The organism is uncultured Fibrobacter sp. (assembly GCF_947305105.1).
GTDB lineage: Bacteria > Fibrobacterota > Fibrobacteria > Fibrobacterales > Fibrobacteraceae > Fibrobacter.
In genome coordinates, this window is record NZ_CAMZCS010000009.1 from 56505 (window position 1) to 77071 (window position 20567).

The window sequence follows — 20567 nt, forward strand, 5'->3', positions numbered from 1 at the left end:
TACGCATTTTTTTGCGCGGGGGCTAGAACCCCTGTATTATGGTGAACTTGTATTCCCTCCCCGGCATGGGGAATGGGGTATAAAAATTGCGGTATTTTTCGTCGGTGATGTTATCCACAGAAAAAGCGAGGCGCGTCTTTTCGAACGGATTGTACGAGAGCATGGCGCGATGGTTTGCCACAGCCGGCTGGTCCATACGGTTCGCACGGTCGCTGTACATGATGCTGCGCCATTCCGACGCCCACATCAAATCCAGATGCAGCGGCAAGTGGAGCGTGGCCTCGGCAAAATAGCTGCGGTCAGGTTCCCCGGGGAGTTTGTTCCCGTTATACGTATCCGATTTCGAACGGTCTTCTGTTTTCTGGAATGTGGCTCGCAACACGACATCCAGGAATTTTGCAGGCGTGCTGTTGAGTTCGAATTCGGCACCGCGCACCCGCGAACGGGCGATGTTTTCGGCATGCAGGTGTTCCACGACAATCACCCAGCAAATACCGTCTTCGATATGCGATTCAAAGTACGCAGCCCTCAAAGATGTGTGGCCTCCCGGCACCTTGAACAAGCCAGAGGCCTCGAACTTGGTCGCCTTTTCCCGTTTGAGTTTCGGGTTCGACAAGGCTCCCGGGAAAGTCCCGTAAAGTTCCATCAGGGCGGGCTGCTGGTAAAAACGGCCCAGCGAGACCTCCCCCGTCACCGGTATTTCGGAATTCCCGAGGCGAGTGTAGGCGCGCCCCGAAAGAGTCAAATCACGGTCTTCAGCTTCATCCAGGGTACGGCCTCCCGTGGGCAAAACAAAGGTTCCCTCGTCCAGATGGTCCTTCAGAAAATGCACCGAGCCCTCGCCACCGAGCCCCGCATACTTGAAAAACTGGTAATACAGGTCTCCAGAGCCTACCAAGTTCAAGCGGTCCAGCGCCCAATCCTTAGAAACGCCACGCGCTTCGGCGCGTTCCCACTCCGCAGCCACACGGGCAGCACCCTTCAGACGGTTCCACAAAGCCCATTCAGCCGAGACTTCAGGGACAAACTTGTAGACCGCCGCACCGTATTCCAGATATTCGTTGATCGAATAGCCCAGGTGATCCAACGGATAATAGGAACTCGAAACGTTCTTGTCGAACCGGTACGAAAGCCCGCCATACAAGAAAAGCGCATCGTCAAAAAAGCCGGGCGATTCCAAGCCATAGCGGATAAGCGCCGACTCCCCGACAAAATCGGCCACGACCGTCTGCTGTTCTTCTTTGCCGGGGTTCCCGCCTTCGAACCGGGTCGCCGTCACAGACAAAGTCGAGAATGAGCCGTTCCCGTGCAGCATGCGGAACTGCGCGTTGCCCGACACGTCGGTATATTCTGCATTTTGGCGCGTTGCCGTATAATCATCGTCGTCGTTGTATTGCGTCCCGTTGCGGTTCGTGTACTCGTAGTCGTTGTCGGAATGCCTGGTGGCAAACGAAGAGGCAAACATGATGCTGTCGGTCACCGGAGAGCTCACCTGGAAGGCACCCTCCCATGTGTTGTGGTTCCCGTAAGCAAGCAAGACGCGCCCGCCCTTCTTCACGGCATTCTTCGTCACGAAATTGACTGCACCGCCGAGCCCCGTCACGCCGAACTTCGCAGGGACATTCCCCTTGAACACCTCGACTTTTTCCATCTGGTTCAGGTCGATAGACGCGAGGTTCACCGCGCCGCCGCTCGCATCGTTCAGCGGGACGCCATCCACGCAAATCAAAATGTTCCTCGCCGCAATCCCACGAATGGACACCGACTGGAAACTCCCTAAACCGCCCTGCTTGTACGACTGGATCCCAGGCAGCGTCGAAAGGAGGTCTGCCGCCGTCAGCGACTTGCCCTCCCAAGCCGACGAATTGATTTCGGTATAGCTTACATCTTGTGCGGGCAGATAACCGGTGGCGCTTACCACATCCGAAGAGCCCAAATCTTGCACAGGGTCGTTTGCAGAAACGATAGACACATCCTCCGGGGAACCTTCCGAAGGAGGGACTGCGGCACCGCCCGCCCAGGCAAGGGCGCAGCACCAAAAAGCTGCAACACATGCAACCTTAAAGAATGACGTCTTTCGCATCAAACCTCTAAGAAACGTTTTTGCAGTTCTTCTGGCTCGGGGATCGTCCTACGCCGGCTCCTTCGCATGCAAGCACACTGGTTTTGAAATTCTGCCGGTTTCGTCCACCCTTACAGCGGCGGGACCGCTCCGGTTTTTCACCGGATTCTCTCCGACTTGGCTTACGCCAAATCGGGCTTTTCGGGGCACAAAAACTATTTGCGAAAAATTTAAATATATGAGGGGGTATTGTAAAGGGCCGTCCAAACGGCGGCCCTCTTTACAATCGACAATGTCAAGGATTACTTTTGTTCTGGAGCAGGAGCTTCTGCCGCAGGGGCCTTGGCGGCCGCGGTATCCTTCGCCGTAGAATCGTTGGCGGCAGCTGCGGAATCCTGCGCAGCCTGCTGCTGCCTCATGAACTCTTCACGCTTTTTCTCCATGTGCTCACGAATCTTCACGACGTAGCGGTCGTTGACGGCCTTGATGGAATCCATCGGGAACTGAGTCTTGTAGTTTGTGTCCAGCACGTTCAGGCAAGCCTCGCGAAGGCCCTGGATAAAGTAATTGAGGTCGAATTCCTGGTCGAACTGCCTTTCGACACCATGGAACATGATGTCGAGCTGGGTACCCATGACATAGGAATACTTCTGGATAGGTGTCGACTTTTCGCCAAGCGTGACCGTGGTGTTCAGATACTTCGCAGCCGGCTTGATGGGGAGCGTCTTCATGGCAGAATCCACGTAAGCGCGGAGTTTCGAGAAGTCGCCTTCGAAAGACATTTCGGTTGCACTGTCGGGCCTTGCAAGCTTCTGGCGTTCGGCAGCCTGTGCAGCAAAATAGGCATCAATCGCCGGCATGGAATCGCGCGGAATCTGGAGTTTGAAGTTCGTGTCCTTGAAAGCCTTCGAATTGTCGAGAACGCCCTGGACAAGGTAATCGATTTCAAAATACTCGCCAAGTTGCATCCCGATGTTCTGGAAGCTCGGCCCACCGAACTGAGAACCCAGCATGTAAGAGAACTTCTGGTCGTCGGTCGTGTTCGCGTCAATTTTGACATCGGGGGCAGCGGTCTGACGGGGCTGCTGCATATCGCAGGCCGAAAGGGCCAGCAAAGCAATACCAAAGGCAATTATTTTTGATTTCATAGATCCTTCCGAGGTGAAAATTTCAAATAAAATATAGTAATATGAGTACTACAGAAGGAACTGTGAATCGTGCATTTCAAAATTCAAAGAAAATCTGGAACCACAGGCGAGTTCAACATCATGTCCGTCGGCTCCTACGTGGAGCTGTAAGACAGCACCTAGCAAAATCATCGCAGGAGAGGCTTTCATCCTTAAAAATGAACAAAAAGTGGTAAAAAATCAAGAGTTTTTGATTTTTCCATACTTTTTAGTTATATTTAGGGTATGGAGAGGAAAATCGAACATAAGCTCGTCGAATGGGCGGAATCGTCGGAACGCCAGCCGCTCCTGCTGCAAGGCGCGCGCCAGGTTGGCAAGTCATACCTTCTCGACTGGCTCGGAGAGACCTACTTTGAAAACACGGTCCATGTGAACCTGGAAACCCAGCTTTCCATCGCCAAGATGTTCGACGGGGACATCAATCCCCAAAAGATAGTCCATGCGCTCGAGTCGGTTTCCGGGATTCAGATCAAGCCGCACAAGACCCTGATTATCCTGGACGAGATTCAAAGTTGCGAAAGGGCGCTCATGTCGCTCAAGGCGTTCTGCGAAGAGGCACCCCAGTATGCGGTCAGCGCGGCGGGCAGTCTGCTCGGTGTCGCCATCAACCGCGAAAAATTTTCTTTCCCCGTAGGCAAGGTCCACGAGATAACGGTTTTCCCGCTCGATTTCGAGGAGTTCCTCTGGGCTTGCGGCGACAAGATTCTCGCCGATTCGATTCGGGAACATTACGCATCGATGACCCCCATGGAAGAACCCGCTCACAACAAGGCCATCGAGCGCTACAAACAGTATCTTGTCCTTGGCGGAATGCCTGCGGTCATACAAAAATTTATCGATACAAGCAGCATTGTTGCCCCGACCGAAATCCAGAACAGAATCCTGAACGACTATTCTGCCGACATGTCGAAATATGCAACTCCCAGTCTCGCTGTAAAAATTCGCAGATGCTACGATTCCATTCCCGTCCAGCTCGCCAAGGAGAATCGAAAATTCCAGTACAAGCTTGTGCAACGGGGCGGCACCGCGACCATATTCGGAGAATCGCTGGATTGGCTTTCATTTGCCGGGCTCATTTCCAGATGCAGCCTTGTAAGCAACGGTTTTATGCCGCTGGCGGCGTATGTAGACATGTCAGACTTCAAAATATACATGGGCGACGTCGGCCTGCTCACGTTCAAGTCGGGAATGGCCTCGCAAGTCATACTGTCCGAGACGGAGCCTGACAACGGCTTTATGGGCGGTCTTACCGAGAATTACGTAGCCCAGGCTTTTGCAACCAATGGCCACCGCCTCTTCTACTGGAAAAACAAGAACACTGCCGAGGTGGATTTCGTCCTTCAACTCCAGGATAAAATAGTACCTGTTGAAGTAAAGAAGGGTGTTCACACAAAATCTACCAGCATGAGCATCTTCCGCAAACAATTCAATTGCGAGACGTCTATCCGGATTTCAAAGAAGAACTTCGGATGCACGGACGGCATCATGTCTGTGCCATGTTACGCCGTTTTTTGCATTTGATAAAAAAGGGGTAAGCCTCCCCCTGGTTCCCTCATAAAAAATAACGCCGGGGAAGAGCCCAGCGCAATCAGTCAATTGAAATGTCATCGTGTAGGATGGAGTCGGGAGCCTGCGCTACACTAATTCTTTACGCAGCGTACAGGCAATGCTTCAACGGCAGATTTTGACTCAGTTTGAAACATAACGACATCTTTTCTCACTTGACTATAATTAAACTGGGCGCATTGCGCAGAATAATTATCATGATCCGTTGCTGTCCATAAATAACTCTTATTGCCACGGTTGGAAAATGAAGCATTGTGAACAACTCCTGACGGAAGAACAGAAAAACCATACGAGTCAATTCCAGGCCAATTCTCCCAATCAGAGAAACTCTTTAAAACATCGCCAGCTTTAGAAACGCCAACAAAGTTTACCAATTTCTCCCATTCTTTTTGATTGGGAAGATGCCAACCATTAGGACACACGCCCTTTATTTTAACAGTATCAGATGGGGAACATTTTTTTCCTGCTCCACATTGTATGGAATACTGTGTATATAACGAAATAGAATCTATGGCGGCAGTCCATGTGTAATAACGCCCATATTTTATTACGCAAGAATCAGCACCTCCTTTGTAGCATGTAGACCAAATAGATGTATTGGAAATTATTGACACTTCATAATTGAGATTTTCCGCCATCCATTCCTGTTCGCCAATTTTTACTGTTTTATAAGTTTTTCCATCACGGTCATCATACAATGTACCATAGATGCAATTGTCTTCAGTCCTTGTTTTGCAAACACCTGTTGCCACTAAACTACTTGAAGAAGTTTCAATTACACTTGATGAACTTTCTTCTGACGAGGATGATTCTTCCAGCTTTACACTTGACGAACTTTCCGATGACGATGATTCTGCCGGTTTCACGCTGGAAGAACTGATTTCTGATGAAGATGATTTCGCCTTGCTGCTGCTAGATTCTACAGGTTTGTCTGAACTAGATGATTGAACATTCTTGGAACTTGAGGACACCTCGTTCTTACTGCTGCTAGACTCTACCTTACCGGAACTAGAGGATTCCTTGTTTTTAGCTGAACTCGAAGAAACTTCGTCCTTGACGCTGCTAGAAGATTTCTTGTCATTGCGAGGAGTCGAAGACGACGAAGCAATCTTTTTACTTGACGAAGTGGAAGCAATCTTTTTATTGCTAGACGAAGACGCATCAGCCTTTTCGCTCGACGAAGATACTTCGGTTTCGATGCCGGTTTCCTCGTTTTTTGAGGGACCACTTGAACTTTCGTCGCCACAGGCAACAAAACCGACCACTGCCGCGCAAAATCCAAAAGCAATCAGACCTTTTATGAAGGACTTTTTCATAAAATTCTCCTCTCGGTCAAGAGTCCGCATATCAATATAATTAAAGGCCTGCGTTACAGTAAATTATTTCTTCGCGCAAGGGAAAAACATATCGAAATCGCGCTGTATTTGCTCCCCCGTGGACCTGTAGAAATTATCCCCAAGGTAGTAGTCGCAGACAGTTTCCCTCATTCGCGTGAATTCCTTGAGGCTATGCTTGCCACGCTGAGCCTCAATCGTAAGGTCGATTAGTTCCAGGGCCCTGAAAACAGCCCTTTCAACCTGGTTCTGGTTTCCCTTAGCCTTCCAACGGTTTGCACGCGAGATTTCACTGCCGATATTCAGCATCTGCATCGACAACGGCATTTCGGCCCATCGTCCCGCTGCAAGTTCCTTGTGTTGAGCGTTCTCTACTTGCATAAGGAATTGATTATATCCTTGATTTTTTCCTGAATAGCAGGATCCTCGACGCCACGGCTACGATTTCCCTGATTAGGACGAATATTAATCAACGAATCAAATTCAAGGAAGTCTTCCCCATCCATTTCTGGATAAAGGTTAAAGCCCCAAAGATTTTCTTGTTTGGACCCTTCCTGCAAAAGAAGAGTTTCCAAGTCGGCATGCATTTCCGCATCCAAAGCAATTTTTCTTTCAGAAACATCGACAACACCCTTGACCATATCGCCAAAGTAATGCGCCTGCAATTCCAACAGAATTTTCTTGTCAAACGATTCAGAATAGATTACCATACAACACAATTATAATAAAAAAACACACTACATCCTCGGGAAGCCGTTAGGGGTCTTAGGGGCGGGGCCCCACCTTGGTGGCCATGCGCACTAAGCACTTCCCCAAAGAGGATAACTCTACTAAGGTGCTAAAGCACCTAGTATCGTATAAAAGTGCTAAGTGCTGTCCGCCCTAGGCGAGGGGGTGCCGGAAGACCCTTTTGGGGCTGCAGGCAGGGGGATTCTTCCCCCTTTTTAGACGAAAGAACGGCTCTTTGAGCCTACAGACTAAAGACGAAAGTGAAATAATGGCGCTTCGCGCTTGTTAAGGCATAAAATCTTTCGCCTTTCGTCTCTCGTCTCTCGTCTAATTTCTATATTTTGCCCCGAAAAATTATCTTCAAGGATACTAACATGAAACGTACTCATAACTGCGGCCAGCTGCGCAAGGCAGATGTTGGCCAGACCGTAACACTCGCCGGTTGGGTGGATCGCCGCCGCGACCATGGTGGTGTGATTTTTGTTGACCTCCGCGACAAGTATGGCAAGACCCAGATCGTCTTCAACCCGGACTACAACGCCGACGTGATGAAGACCGCCGAACAGCTCCGCAACGAATACGTGATTACTGTGACCGGCAAGGTCTACGCCCGCGAAGAAGGCAACACGAACGAGAAGCTCGCTACGGGCGAAATCGAAGTCAAGATTGACCAGATTGAAATTTTGAACGCGGCCCTCACCTCCCCGCTCGCCATCAACGACCCGAACGAAGAATGCAAGGAAAACGACGACCTGCGCCTGCAGTACCGTTACCTCGACCTCCGCCGTCCGTGGATCCAGAAGAAGCTCCTCCTCAAGAGCCGCTTCCTCAAGGCCGTGTACGACTTCTTCTACGCTAACGGTTTCGAAAACATCGAGACTCCGGTGCTCTGCAAGTCCACTCCGGAAGGCGCCCGCGACTACCTGGTGCCGAGCCGCGTGAACCCGGGCAAGTTCTACGCCCTGCCGCAGTCTCCGCAGCAGTACAAGCAGCTCTTGATGATTGCCGGCATGGACCGCTACTTCCAGATTGCCAAGTGCTTCCGCGACGAAGACCTCCGCGCCGACCGTCAGCCGGAATTCACGCAGATCGACGTCGAAATGTCCTTCGTTGACCAGGACGATGTGATGGCGATGTTCGACAAGTTCGTGACCGAAGTGCTCGGCAAGGTCTGGGACTTCGAACCGCCCAAGAAGATCCGCCGCATGAAGTGGCACGAAGCCATGCTCAAGTACGGTTCCGACAAGCCGGACCTCCGCTTCGACCTCGAGATTCACGATGTTTCCGAAATCGGCGCCAAGTCCGAATTCGGCGTGTTCAAGAACTGCGTTGCCGCCGGTGGCAAGATCCGCGGTATCGCCGCCAAGGGCTGCGTGGACTTCACCCGCAAGCAGATTGACGAACTCACCGCCTACGTGGGCAAGTACGGTTCCAAGGGCCTCGTGTGGATGCGCGTCAAGGAAAACGACGAAGTGGAAACCCAGGTCGGCAAGTTCTTCACGACCGAACAGCTCAACGAACTGCGCGACGCCGTCGGTGCCAAGTGCGGCGACATGATGTTCTTCATCGCAGGCCCTGAAAAGGTTGCTGCTACGGCTATGGGCCAGCTCCGCTTGGAAGTCGCCCGCATCAAGGGTCTCCGCGATCCGAAGAAGCGCGAGTTCGTGTGGATTACCGAATTCCCGATGTTCGAATACAGCGACACCGAAGGCCGCTACATGGCCATGCACCATCCGTTCACCAACCCGCTCCCGGAACACCTCGACATGATGCTCGGCGGCAACCTGAAGGATTGCAACGCCGAAGCCTACGACCTCGTTCTGAACGGTGTGGAAATCGGTGGCGGTTCTATCCGTATCCACAACCCGGAAGTCCAGGAGAAGGTGTTCCGCCTGTTGGGCCTCTCCGAAGAACAGGTGAAGGAAAAGTTCGGCTTCTTCGTCGACGCCTTCAAGTACGGCGCTCCTCCGCACGGTGGTCTCGCCTTCGGTCTCGACCGCGTCGTGGCTACCATGGAAGGCGAAGAATCCATCCGTGACTTCATCGCGTTCCCGAAGAACACGAGCGCTTCGAGCCCGATGGACCAGTGCCCGAGCGAAGTCGACCTCCAGCAGCTGCAGGACATCCACATCTCCGTGCAGATGCCGAAGACAAAGTAAGCAGTGATTAGTGGTTAGTGGTTAGGAAAATTTGCCACCGCTAACTACTAACGAAAGAAACGCCCCGCGGAAAAAACGCGGGGTTTTCTTGTGCAGGAGAGAGGCGCGAGGCTCGAGGTACGAGGTATGAGCGATGAGGTTCGAGGCTAGTGAATAAGGATCACGCACTTCGTGCGTCAATATAAGACGGCGAAGCCGTGATATTTCTCACTAGGCCCTAGCCTCTAGATTCTCTAACGGAGATTGCTTCAGGGCTTCGCCCTTCGCAATGACAACCAAGGCGAATGCCACGCCAAAACGCTTGCGTTTCGGCATGGCAGAGCCGACGAGTCATGCGCCTGCGAATGACAAACCCACTTCCTACTGTCTACTTCCTACCCTTCTTATGCCCATACCCGTAGCCATAGCCGTAGCGGTAATAGCCATAGCCGTAGTGGCCGGGTTCGTGTTCGCAGTGGTTCATCACGAAGGCGCCCGGTTTCTGCGCATAGCGGTGCAGCTTCTGGACGACTTCCTTGATTTCGCTGATGCTGTGCTTTCCATAATGCAGCACATACAGGCCAAAGTCGACGAGCGGGTAAATCAGTTCCGCATCGGTCACCAAGTTGAGCGGCGGTGTATCGATGAACACCATATCAAACTTCGAGCGAGCCTCTTCGACGAGTTTCGCCATGTTGTCGCCACGGAGCAGTTCGCATGCGGCCGAGAGGGCCTTGCCTGCGCCGACCATGTACAGGCCCTTCACTGCAGAATGCGGAGCCACGGCCGTATCGAGAGTCGCCTTGCCGCCGAGAATTTCGGCCAGGCCAAAGTCGGACTTGCCGCGCAGCATACCTAGACGCATGTCGGCATCAATCAGCAGCACCTTCTTGCCGCTTTCGGCAAATAGCGATGCGAGGTTCAACGACACGAAGCTCTTGCCGACTCCCGGAATCAAACCGGTAATCATCACGACCTTGTGTTCCATCGAAGCCATAGAAAATTCCAACGCCGTCTGCAGAGAGCGGAACGATTCGCTGACTGGGTCTTCGGGCTTAGTGATGACAAACGGATTCCCGTGCCTCAAGTGGCGGTGGCCCTTCAGGGCGCGGCTGCTGGACTGCGGAATCTTGGCGAGCACGCTCAGCTCTGTCGCGCGTTCCACTTCGAGACTGCTGCGCACACCGTTCTTGAGGATACGCCTGACGAAAACGGCGAGAATGCCCAGCATAAGGCAGGCCGCAATGGAGCAGACAAAGATGTTGAACTTTTTCGGCTTGCTCTGGATGGGTTCGATTTGCGCATAGTCGACGACGCGCACGTTCCCGACTTCACCCGCACGCACCACGCGGAGCTGCTGGATGTTGTTGAGCATGTTCGTATAGACTTCGTTGTTGACCGCGACTTCTTCTTGCAGGCGCAAGACTTCTTGCTGCGTAAGCGGCATGGTCTCGGCGGTCTTCTTCAATTTGGAAAGTTCGGCACGCAGGCGGTCTTGCTGTTTGACGATGGTGCGCACGTTCGGATGTTCTTCCTTGAACAGGCGCATCAAGGCTTGGCGCTGCTGTTCCAGTTCAAGAATCTGGCGCTGCAGGTCAACTTCCTTTTCGAGGTGCGCCCTGGTCTCGCCGGTCATGTCGACAGAGCCAATCTTATAGCGGTAATCGGCAAGGATTTTTTCGGCGCTGTCCAGTTTCGCCTTGACTCCAGGCAACTGAGCCTCCAGGAATTCCAAGGTCTTCTGCGCCTCGGCGCTACGCATTTCTACGTTCTGCCGCAAGTAAGTTTTTGCAATGGTATTCAAGATAGATGCGGCACGATCCGGGTAGCGGTGGCTCAGGCTCACCCCGATAATTCCCGTCTGCTTGCCCCTCTCCGAAACAGAAAGAGAACGCGCGAGTTTCCGAACCGCCATCAGCGGATTGGTCTGGCGGAGCGCAAATTCTTCCCCTTCCGAGGCGCGCATCAGCTTAACGCAAATCACGAGTGTGTCACCAGCATACGGAGCACGCAAGCGGTCGCCGACATTGCCTTCGAGCAGTTTACTGCCTTCGGGTGTATAGACGGCATACGTATTCGCGCTGAGGACTTTGGCAATCCAACGTTCAGTACGGGCCAAAGCCGGAATATTGAGTTCCTCGATATCCATGCGACCTTCGCGATGGAGAAGGCGGTTCAACTTGCTAATGGGAGTCGCACTATAAGCCAAACGTTCCGCATCGACCACATAGTCCAGAACCATCCGGCTCTTGATCAATTCTATTTCGGCATCGGCAGGGCTAGAGACATCCAACAGGGCACCCATTTCGCCCATGGCCTTTGTGGCCTTGTTCCCGCCCTTGACGTTCACTTGCAACAGGGCGTCGCTCGTAAACTGCGGACGGATCCACATACCCACCCCGATACCAATCAGGGCACCCAAAATCATACATGCCAACAAAAACAGTTTGCGGCTCCAAAGAATACCGAATGCTTCAAGCAGCGTAATCGATTCCGTCGGTGTGGGAATCTGCAATTGAGCCAAACTGATTGTCGTGCTCTTCTCGTTTTCAGCCATAGAAATTCCTATTCAGTTTGTTATAAAAATAAAAAAAACGCCGAGGAACAATGGACATGTTCTTCGACGTTATCCTTAAAGATTTAACTTCCGTCTTTACTCGTTGTTTATCGGGACCATTTCTACACGACGGTTCATCGTGCGCCCATCCTTGGTATCGTTGCTGGCAATGGGCATCGTGTTGCCATAGCCAACAGCACGCAAGCGAGATTCAGACACGCCTCTCTTCACAAGGTAGTCCACAACGGTCTGGGCACGGCGCTGCGAGAGGTTCATGTTATAATCGTCGGTTCCCGTATTATCGGTATGGCCTTGTACCTCAAGGCTTGCAGAGGGGAACTTCTTCATCAAACGAGCGACATCGTTAAGCGTACCATAGCTTCTCGGAGTCAGCTTTGCAGAATTGGTCTTAAAGTTAATGCCCTTCTTGAGTTCGTCAAGGTCTTCCTTCTTGTTCAGCGGGCAACCATTGGAGTCAATCACCACACCCGGAAGCGTGTTGGGGCACTTGTCCTTATTGTCGGGCACGCCATCCTTGTCAAAGTCAGGGATACAACCATTGCTGTCCACCTCGGCTCCAGCCTCGGTATTCGGGCACTTGTCCTTGTAGTCGGGCACGCCATCCTTGTCGTGGTCAAACGGGCAACCATCTTCGCCAACTTCAATGCCCGGCTTGGTGTTGGGGCACTTGTCCACGTTGTCAGGTACACCATCCTTGTCAAAATCACCCACCTTGGGTTCTTCCTTCTTCGTGGTATCCTTCATGATAATGACAATCGTGTCGCGCTGAGGTTCGTGCTTAATGACAATCGTATCGCGGAGCGGACGTTCAGGAGCTTTCTCTTCTGTGCCACCGAAACGAATGGTCAGTAAAGCAGCACCGGCCCAAAGCGGCGTAGGAGCGTAGCAGAACGAACCCTTGTGGCCGCGTTCACCCGAGTAGTGAATTGTCTTGCCGTCGCAGCCCTTCATTTCTTCTTCGTAATCGAAGCCGAGGTTCTTGAAGGTACGAGCAGCAATATCCATACCCACAGCGAAATCCACATTCTTGGTGATGTGGAAACGCATACCCGGAGTCACAAGCATCGGATCGTAGAACGGGTCGACATAGTATTCTCCCTTTTCTTGCAAGCGCATTTCACCGCTGAATTCAAGGAAGAAGTCAACAAACTGGATCGGAACAAGGTTCAAACCGGTGCTATACACGAATGTAGTAGCCTCGCCATCTCCCGTAGGAACAACAACGCCAGCAGATCCGTTCCAACGCAAGGGGATGTTCCTCTTGGAGAAATCCATCGTGAGAGCCAAACCTGCACCGAATGCCCAGCTATTGGCGGTCAACGGATGCGTATAACCATCGCCGTTCAAGTACCAAGCGTGTCTCGGACGGACACCAGCCTGAGTTTCACCCGTAGGGGCATAGGCGTCTAACAAGAGAGCGACGCTCCAAATTCTATTCGTGTCGAAGGGGGCGCGAATCTTGGCAAAGATGTCCAAGTCACCACGGCCAATAGCCCACATGTTCGAGGCACCGCCCGGACTGTCCGGAGCATGGTCATAATAGAGAGGCATGCTTAAACCGAGGTCTACGAAGTCCAAAAGACCGAATCCGATGAAGAAGTCACCGGACATAGTCGCGGCCCAATCCATGAACGCATGGCGCTTGCCATCCATCTCGTAACCACCACCACGAGTAAAGGCCCAGGCGTCGGTAGCAATGGTTCCCCCGGTCCCGACTACGGTATTCCACTGGCCAAGGGTTTTCGCGTTAATCTGATGTAAACCATCAGATCCTCCGGCCACAATGCCGGAATGGGCAAACGAAAGGCTAGACGCCAATAGCGCACAGCCCAATACTTTGTTAATTAAACGCACCTTAAAACTCCTTCTGGTTTTTCGGTTTCCAAATCATATATAAAATAATAATAAAAATAGCCGGGCAACGCGTTTTTCCCGATTATATATCCATTTTTATGTAAAATACAAACAAAAGACCAACCCACTCCGTTTATTACCTACAAAGGTGCGCTAAGCGGCCCCCCGTTTATCGGCCGCTTCCCGGAGGACTTTTAAGAAATAAGCCGAATCCCCACTTTTCCAGGCTCTTTCAATAGCCTGGAGCGCAGATCGGTCCGTGCTATAATTAGGCTTTTCAGCGAGCCCTTGACGATTATTCATGCGTCCCCTTCCATTCGTGCAAGTTTTTTGTAATATCAAATATAACACATCAAGGAACATGCGTCAAGAGGTTACTTTCCCCTAAATTTCATCTAGTTTAATCACAGAACTCCTGTGCCCTCGACGTTCACGGACTACATACATGCCCGCGGGGAAATTGGCTTTTCTGAGCAAAATAAGCCATTCATTCGGATTGGAAATTCCTAAAACAGGGAAACTGCCGAGCCATTTTCCGTTCAAATCGAACACGTCGATTTCCACTCTACCCTTTGCAGAGGCCAATGCCGGAGCCCTCCAAGAAACCATATGCAAGGGGACATCCGCAAGCGAATCCTCGGCCAAAGCGTACCAGCGGGAGTCCGCAAAATCGGCCGTCGCATCGGCCGGGGGCTCGGTGAGGTTGGCCCCGAAATTGGCATTGTTCAGCATGTCGGTGTTCACCATGCCATAGAAAATGCCCTTGGAAATTTCGGACGTGAAATTGTTTTCGAGGTCGCCACGGAGTTGGGCCGTCCCGCTCAGTTTTTTCCCGTCCACAGGCCACATGACGCCGTGGACCTGGGCCTTCCCCGACACAGTGCTGTTCGTAATGACACTGAGAGCCCCGACACGGGCATCATCCTTAATTGTCCCGCTCACGAGCCAAGCGTCTTCTTCGAGGATGGCGTTATCGGCCATGCTGCCACCACTCACAAGCGCACGCCCCCGGACCACAGCCTTCCCGCCAACCGTGCCGCCGTTCACGACGGCAAAGTCCTCAATCCGGGCATCGCCCGAAACAGTGCCGCCATTCACGACAGCATCCGGGCCAATATAAACCGAAGCGTCCACCTTGGCCTTGCTACTAACCCAACCACCGCCGTTCGCATGCTTCGCATACCCTTGAGCGCTCCCGCCGGCATAGCCGGCCGGTTTCCAGAAGTTGTCGTTGTAGCCTTCGGGTTTCCCGTTCACCACCTCTATCATGTACGGGTAACGGTAGACGCTATAGTAGAACTGGTCCCAAAGAATCGTCTGCATCTCGGAGGGGGCGGCGGTCACGGCGAGCCAGAGGGCCTTGTCGGAGGCCTTCGTTTCGATGGAGATATTGCCCGCCGTGTCCAGCATCAGTTCGCTGTAGCGCGGTGTGCCGTCGGAACCTTCGGCCACCAACCCCACGGCCCACTGGCTCGCCGGATCGGGCAAAGCATCCGGTGCATAGTTGCACCACTTGTAATGTTTACCCTTGTACGTATCCTCGTTGTCGCCAAAACACTTGTAGCCTTCCCCCTTCTTGTGCTGGACAATCCCGCGGAACTTGACAGTCACCTTCCCCGCCGAATCAGGGTAAATGCGCACAATGTTGTAGCCCCAGCGCTGCGGAGCCCAATAGTTCGGTACAATGTAACGGTCCGGCCCACCCGAGGCAGAATCCATCCTATTCAACATCGTCACGCGCATGTGCCGTGCCGTATTGGAAGTGTTCCGGCGTGTCGAGAATTCGTAGTCCCCCCAAGACTTGCTGTAGAGCTTTTTCTTTTCGGGAGCATACTCGAACGTCGCATTCTTCATCGCAAACTGTCCGAACTCGCGGTTCAAATCTTCCAGAGTCCAACTGTACACCATCATCATCGCAGTAAAGGGAGTCTGCTCCATGCGGCCGTCCTCACCATCGTGGATCGATTCCATCCAGAGGCGGTTCACTTCCTTGGCACCGTCATTGCCGCCACCGAACTTTTCCTTGAGGTGTTCCAAAAACTGCCAGTTGCAGTAGCGGTCGCGTGTGGAGCCATAGTACAGATAAGGGAAGTTGATGAGGTATTCGGAGCAATGGGCGTCCTTTGGGTTGTACTGGTGTGCCATCCAGTTGGCATGCGACTCGGCAAACCAGCCCGCATGGCTGTTGTTGCCCATCCAACCCGCAACACCTTGCAGGCCGTGCGCAAATTCGTGCGACGTGCCCCAATAATCCTTCAAGGACCCCACACCAATCCACATGCCAGGCCCGTACTCGCCGTTCAAATCCTTGACATAATCGAGCCCGCCGTAAAGCGACGCCATCACGGCATTTTCAAAAACATAGATGTTGCTCTTGAGTTTCTTGTCTGGGCTTTTGGGGAAAGGCAACATCCATCCAAGAGAATCCGTGTAGAACGAGAAAACCTTCTCCAGTGATTGCAAAACGCCCTGGGCATCCGCTGCAGGAATTGAGACAGTGTTTGTGATTCCATCGTCCGTCTTCGGCTTCTTGCAGACCTCGAAATGATCGGATTCATCGATTAACGAAAAGCCATTACCCGCGCACTGGTTTTCCCACGTTATGGCAAAACCCAGGCATGGCAAAGTCGCCAACAGGAACGGAATAAAAATCTTCATAGGAACTCCTTGCACAACCCATAAGAAAAATATACTCGTAAAACGGCTGCGTCAATATCTACGCAAAACCGGTTCGGAATTTTATAAGGCAAGCTTTTTATTTGGCGACATCCGGCGCCGGATTTGCCGCATTTTTCTTATGGCGGCCAATATTCTTGAAATCCGGAGTCAGTTTAGCGCAAGCCGAATCCTTCGGCAAGGAGCGGTACAGCACGAGTTCCTTCGTAAAGAACCCCTTGGTCGAGGAGCTGACGGTCCACTTGTTGCCGGCAGCGCAACCACCAAACTGCACCTTGTTCTCGGCGACAAAGCGCGAGCCCGTCACCTTGTACTTGAAATAATCCGTCTGAGCCGTATCGGGGAGTTGCAAAGATTTCGGCCCACCAATATCGTTGTTGCGTGCAAAGTACGTCTTCTGCGCATCCACGTAGCCCGCTGCCCAATCCTGCATATCCTTGAGAGCCGATTCCACGTTAGCCACCTCGTGCATTTCGGAAAAGCCCGTAAGCGCGGCAACAATCACGATTAAAACGACCACTCCCCCAGCCGAACTGGCAATGGCAATTTTAGCTTGACGGGACAGCGGATGAGTTTCGACTTCCACTTCTTCTTCGAGCAAGCCTTCCATCGGTTCGACCGTATCCCACTTGAGCAGGCGCATAGCCACCAAGACATGCACCGCCTGCTTGGGAAACGCCAAGCAAACCAAGGCAAGCAACAAAATGAGTATACCGACAACCAAAAGCACCGTAAGTGCCGTTTCGGCTGTAGGCAACAGGGCATTGACATCCTTGACCATCGCCAAAAGCTGTTTGTCTTCGGCAAAGTTCTTCGCCGCAATCCGGCCCGTAAAGTTGGAATATCGCGCAAGCGCAAGGTGAATCGCATCAGTAGCAATTGCAAGAACAGCGGTAAGTACCCTCGACACGAGCACGAAAATCATGCCAATAATGGCAATCATCGCTCCAATCAAGCGGACCGTGCGTATGGGTGTCAATCCGTTCATTTTTTCGCCACCAATTCCTTGGCCAATTTTTTCGCCGTTGTAAAGTCAGCCTTACCCGTACCGAGCTTGGGCACTTTGTCCACAGCAAATGCCGCCGCCGGGAGCATAATTGGCGGGAACCCGCTTGCACGCAGTTCCGAAAGCACATCCTTCGGGTCTTTTTCGCCCTGGTAAAGGAGCACAATCTTTTCGCCCTTCGCCGAATCGGGGATAGCCGTCACCACGTAGTCGCAACCTTCGAGCACCGGCGTATCTTGAATCTTCTTTTCCACGGCACCAAGGCTCACCATCTCGCCACCCAGCTTGGCAAAGCGGCTGTAGCGGTCCACAATCGTGAGGAATCCGTCTTCGTCGAGGAAGCCCTTGTCGCCCGTGCGGTAGTAACGCTTGCCATCGATTTGCACCATCACGCTTTGGGTGCGTTCGGGGTCCTTGAGGTAGCCCACCATCACCTGGCAGCCGCCAATCAAGACCATGCCCGCCTCGCCTGTCGGCAGCGGCTTGTTCGTCTCGGGGTCCACAATCAAGAACTGGGAACCAGGGAGCGCCATGCCTACCGTACCCGGCTTGTTGTTCACCTGCATGGTCATGTAGTCGCTGCGGAGGTTGTTCTCGGTGTTGATGGATGCCACCGGGGCCGTCTCGGTGCAGCCGTACCCTTCGTAAATTTCTTTGCCGAACTTGAGACGGAACGCGGTCACCAGTTCCGGGCGCAAGGCCTCGGCACCGGCGATAATCAGGCGCACGTACTTGAGCGCCATCGGGTGCACGTAACGGCTAATCGTAAACGCACGCAGGAATGTCGGGGTTGCGACAAAGGCAGACACACGGAATTCCGCACAAACTCGCGCCATGGTCTTCACGTCGGTCGGGTCGGCCACCGTCACGATGGGGCAACCTTCGGTGAGGTTCAAAAGCGTCGTCACCGTAAGGCCAAAGCTATGGAACAGCGGGAGTTCCGAGAGCATCACGTCGGCGCGGGTCACGTTGAAAATACAGGCGAGCTGCTGGATGTTGCCCATGAGGTTCCTGTGGCTCAGCATCACCCCCTTGGGCGTACCTTCGGAACCGGAACTGAACATGATGGCCGCAATGCTGTCGAGCGACACGCGCTTGCGGAAGCAGAACTTGATAAGCCAGCTCGGGGCGAACATGCAGAACACGAGGAAGAAGGCTATCTTCGCCTTCGGGATTTCCTTCATGAAATCTTCGGCGTAGAACAAACGCAGTTTATCGCTTGCAATCTTCGAGTAGTCGTTCCCGCGACCTTTCAGTTTCTCGATGAACTGGCGGCTCGTAATCACGGACTTCACATCGGCACGTTCGGCACAGAATTTCACGTTGTCGACCGACGAGGTGTAGTTCAAATTCACGTTCGTCTTGCCCAAGAGCCAAAGAGCGAGGTTCACAATGACTCCTGCAGGGCTCGGCGGGAGCATGATGCCCACGTTATTTTCGTCGGAACCGAGAATCTTCTTCAGGTGCCTGCTGAACGCGACAACCGCACCCATCAGTTTGTAACCGGAGAAGTGCCCTCCATCGGGATTGTAAATAGCAGGGCCATTCTTGATATGGCGCTTGTACGTACGGATCCAGCTATCGGCAATCGGGTGAACGAACGAAACGGCATAGCTCCAAGCATCAATCGAAACCTTACGGACAATGGCGCGGACCTCGTTGGGCGGAGTGGAGGCCGGAATCGGTTCACCGAAGGCAACCGTCACAACGCGTTCAGAAGAAGCGCCGTACATGTCGGAATCGCTGTAGCTGTAGTTACTGCCCCACAGCCCCTGGATGTAGAAGGGCAGCACCTGGGCTTCCGTCCCCTCGACCACCTTCGAGTAGTCGATGGTAAACGGTTCGACGTGCGGAGACTTGGACACCTCGCCCGTCGGGAAGAATACAACTGCGCGGCCTTCCAGCAAAGCCTGGTGGATGCGGCCCATAGCCGATTCCTGATGGCGGGAGTCGTAACGGATGACACCCATGCGCTTGAGCAAAGCGCGTAAGTACCATTTTTCGAAGTGGTCCTTACTCGTCGCAATAGTGAGCGAACGCGGGGACGCCATCTGGACCATGGCCCAGTCGATAAAGCTGTGGTGGTTGCCCACCAAGAGAATCGGGCCGTCGTTCGGGATATTCTGGACACCGAGAACGCGAATCTGGTACTTGTTGAAAACAAGGCGCAAGATAGAGCGAATCAAAGCTTGGGGCAAATTGGAAATAGCCCAGACAAACACGCCTATCGAAATAATGGCCAGACCGATAAAGTAAAGCTGCGGAGGAATCGCCGTATAGTGGCGCATCCAGGAGAACAGGAACAGGAACGCGACCAGCACGACCGCCTGGATCAAATTAGCAAGCGCAAGGACCCAGCCCGAATTGTTCGGACGCGTATTGTACTGGAGCAAGGCGTTCACCGGCACAAGGAACATGCCACCGCAGAAACCGATAAGCGTGTACAAGATAGCGAGTGCAACCGGATGCACGAGGAACGGGACGAGGAACATGCAGACAGAAACAAAAATCATGCCCAGAGGAATGAACCCGGTCTCAATGAAGTCCTTGGATTTCTGCGCCGCAAAGATGGAGCCCAGCATGAGACCCACCATCGCGAACGGCAGCATGTTCTGGATCATGTTGATGTCGTTCGAACCGGAAAGGTCCTGGAACATGAGTACGAACACCTGAGCCATAGCCCAGAACATCGCGAGGGCGATAATCGAAGCCCTGAGCGTGGAATGACGCCAACCGATGCCGAACTTACGGCGGGACTTGTAGAAATTCAGGTTCAGGTTCTCGTAACGGACTTTCGGAACAAGGAAACTTGCTACCGTACCTAGAACACTGATTCCCGTCAAGACCCACGGGATAACCACCGACCGCGAAATAATCACCCCGACCGCCTCGTAGGACGCACTTTCATTGAGTTCAACGAGGTTCACGGCAACAATAACAAGGCCCGAAGCGAAGATAATGCTTATCAGCGAGAAAATCTGGAGAAAAGCGTTCGAGTAGCTCAAGTTGCGGACGCCAAACATCTCCTTGAGAATCGTGTACTTGGCCACGCTGTGAACGGCAAAACCAGACGAAAGACCAATGGAAAGCCAGAAGGCAACTCTCGGGCACCCGCAAGTCACAAGGACAGACATTGCAATAACAAAAGCCGTCATGAACAAGGCAGACCAAGCCAAGACCTTGTTCTTCGAGAACTTGTTGGCCAAGAACCCGGCTGGGAAGAACATCAGTACGTAGGGGGCGATAAAGAATATCTGAAGCATGAAGCTCTGCCAAATCTGGCCACTTTCCCCAGCAGTGAACGACCCCGACAGGATTTTCTGTGCATAGATAAATACGCCCATCTGCACAAAGGTCATTGCGAGAATGGATAAGAAAAATCTTACCGAACCCTTAATTTTCCACATATTCGAGTCCTTGATGAATATTGGGAATAA

At 52.7% G+C, this 20567-nt stretch carries 12 protein-coding genes and 1 riboswitch; of the genes, 2 read left to right on the plus strand and 10 right to left on the minus strand.

Annotated features, from left to right (window positions below; all coding sequences use genetic code 11):
* Positions 1–22: 22 nt before the first annotated feature.
* Both Q0Y46_RS06395 and Q0Y46_RS06400 read right to left on the minus strand, forming a co-directional pair.
* A complete protein-coding gene (locus Q0Y46_RS06395) occupies positions 23–2083 on the minus strand; it encodes a TonB-dependent receptor plug domain-containing protein (RefSeq protein WP_297945918.1) in 2061 nt (686 codons plus the stop codon).
* 3 nt (positions 2084–2086) lie between these two features.
* Positions 2087–2291, minus strand: a riboswitch (cobalamin riboswitch).
* A 73-nt stretch (positions 2292–2364) separates the two neighbouring features.
* The gene (locus tag Q0Y46_RS06400) at positions 2365–3210 is read right to left on the minus strand and encodes a hypothetical protein (RefSeq protein ID WP_297945920.1); all 846 of its coding nucleotides are present in this window, start codon (positions 3208–3210) and stop codon (positions 2365–2367) included.
* A gap of 264 nt (positions 3211–3474) precedes the next feature.
* Between Q0Y46_RS06400 and Q0Y46_RS06405 the strand changes: the two genes are divergently transcribed.
* On the plus strand, positions 3475–4770 hold the full coding sequence (locus tag Q0Y46_RS06405; RefSeq protein WP_297945922.1) for an ATP-binding protein: 1296 nt from the start codon (positions 3475–3477) through the stop codon (positions 4768–4770).
* Between the two features lie 119 nt (positions 4771–4889).
* Here the strand turns inward: Q0Y46_RS06405 and Q0Y46_RS06410 are convergent, their stop codons facing one another.
* From Q0Y46_RS06410 to Q0Y46_RS06420, 3 genes are all read right to left on the minus strand, one after another.
* Positions 4890–6131 (minus strand): FISUMP domain-containing protein, encoded by a 1242-nt coding sequence (locus tag Q0Y46_RS06410; protein WP_297945924.1) that lies wholly within the window; start codon positions 6129–6131, stop codon positions 4890–4892.
* A 63-nt stretch (positions 6132–6194) separates the two neighbouring features.
* Entirely contained in the window at positions 6195–6530 is a 336-nt protein-coding gene (locus Q0Y46_RS06415; protein ID WP_173799527.1) for a hypothetical protein, read from the minus strand.
* Positions 6521–6859, minus strand: coding sequence for a DUF5674 family protein (locus tag Q0Y46_RS06420; RefSeq protein ID WP_297945937.1), 339 nt, complete (start codon positions 6857–6859; stop codon positions 6521–6523). The genes Q0Y46_RS06415 and Q0Y46_RS06420 overlap by 10 nt, the downstream gene beginning before the upstream one ends.
* A 393-nt stretch (positions 6860–7252) precedes the next feature.
* Here Q0Y46_RS06420 and aspS point away from each other — a divergent pair, with 393 nt between their 5' ends.
* On the plus strand, positions 7253–9037 hold the full coding sequence (gene aspS, locus Q0Y46_RS06425; RefSeq protein WP_297945939.1) for an aspartate--tRNA ligase: 1785 nt from the start codon (positions 7253–7255) through the stop codon (positions 9035–9037).
* A 367-nt stretch (positions 9038–9404) separates the two neighbouring features.
* On the opposite strand, the gene Q0Y46_RS06430 is transcribed toward aspS, so the two are convergent.
* From Q0Y46_RS06430 to Q0Y46_RS06450, 5 genes are all read right to left on the minus strand, one after another.
* The gene (locus tag Q0Y46_RS06430) at positions 9405–11573 is read right to left on the minus strand and encodes a polysaccharide biosynthesis tyrosine autokinase (protein ID WP_295679663.1); all 2169 of its coding nucleotides are present in this window, start codon (positions 11571–11573) and stop codon (positions 9405–9407) included.
* A 96-nt stretch (positions 11574–11669) separates the two neighbouring features.
* Positions 11670–13448: an OmpA family protein gene (locus Q0Y46_RS06435; protein WP_295679665.1), complete on the minus strand. Its 1779-nt coding sequence runs from the start codon at positions 13446–13448 to the stop codon at positions 11670–11672.
* 384 nt (positions 13449–13832) lie between these two features.
* Positions 13833–16106: a DUF6055 domain-containing protein gene (locus Q0Y46_RS06440; protein WP_297945941.1), complete on the minus strand. Its 2274-nt coding sequence runs from the start codon at positions 16104–16106 to the stop codon at positions 13833–13835.
* Between the two features lie 97 nt (positions 16107–16203).
* Positions 16204–17112: a hypothetical protein gene (locus tag Q0Y46_RS06445; protein WP_297945943.1), complete on the minus strand. Its 909-nt coding sequence runs from the start codon at positions 17110–17112 to the stop codon at positions 16204–16206.
* Entirely contained in the window at positions 17109–20537 is a 3429-nt protein-coding gene (locus Q0Y46_RS06450; RefSeq protein ID WP_297945945.1) for an MFS transporter, read from the minus strand. Before Q0Y46_RS06450 ends, Q0Y46_RS06445 begins: the two co-directional genes overlap by 4 nt.
* Positions 20538–20567 lie beyond the last annotated feature (30 nt).

Bases quoted from the DNA above. Each gene is read 5' to 3' on its own strand.
- Q0Y46_RS06405 (WP_297945922.1), top strand. From the start codon at position 3,475: ATGGAGAGGAAAATCGAACATAAGCTCGTCGAATGGGCGGAATCGTCG.
- Q0Y46_RS06450 (WP_297945945.1), bottom strand. From the start codon at position 20,537: ATGTGGAAAATTAAGGGTTCGGTAAGATTTTTCTTATCCATTCTCGCA.
- Q0Y46_RS06415 (WP_173799527.1), bottom strand. From the start codon at position 6,530: ATGCAAGTAGAGAACGCTCAACACAAGGAACTTGCAGCGGGACGATGG.
- Q0Y46_RS06430 (WP_295679663.1), bottom strand. From the start codon at position 11,573: ATGGCTGAAAACGAGAAGAGCACGACAATCAGTTTGGCTCAATTGCAG.
- Q0Y46_RS06410 (WP_297945924.1), bottom strand. From the start codon at position 6,131: ATGAAAAAGTCCTTCATAAAAGGTCTGATTGCTTTTGGATTTTGCGCG.
- Q0Y46_RS06420 (WP_297945937.1), bottom strand. From the start codon at position 6,859: ATGGTAATCTATTCTGAATCGTTTGACAAGAAAATTCTGTTGGAATTG.
- Q0Y46_RS06440 (WP_297945941.1), bottom strand. From the start codon at position 16,106: ATGAAGATTTTTATTCCGTTCCTGTTGGCGACTTTGCCATGCCTGGGT.
- aspS (WP_297945939.1), top strand. From the start codon at position 7,253: ATGAAACGTACTCATAACTGCGGCCAGCTGCGCAAGGCAGATGTTGGC.
- Q0Y46_RS06395 (WP_297945918.1), bottom strand. From the start codon at position 2,083: ATGCGAAAGACGTCATTCTTTAAGGTTGCATGTGTTGCAGCTTTTTGG.
- Q0Y46_RS06400 (WP_297945920.1), bottom strand. From the start codon at position 3,210: ATGAAATCAAAAATAATTGCCTTTGGTATTGCTTTGCTGGCCCTTTCG.
- Q0Y46_RS06445 (WP_297945943.1), bottom strand. From the start codon at position 17,112: ATGAACGGATTGACACCCATACGCACGGTCCGCTTGATTGGAGCGATG.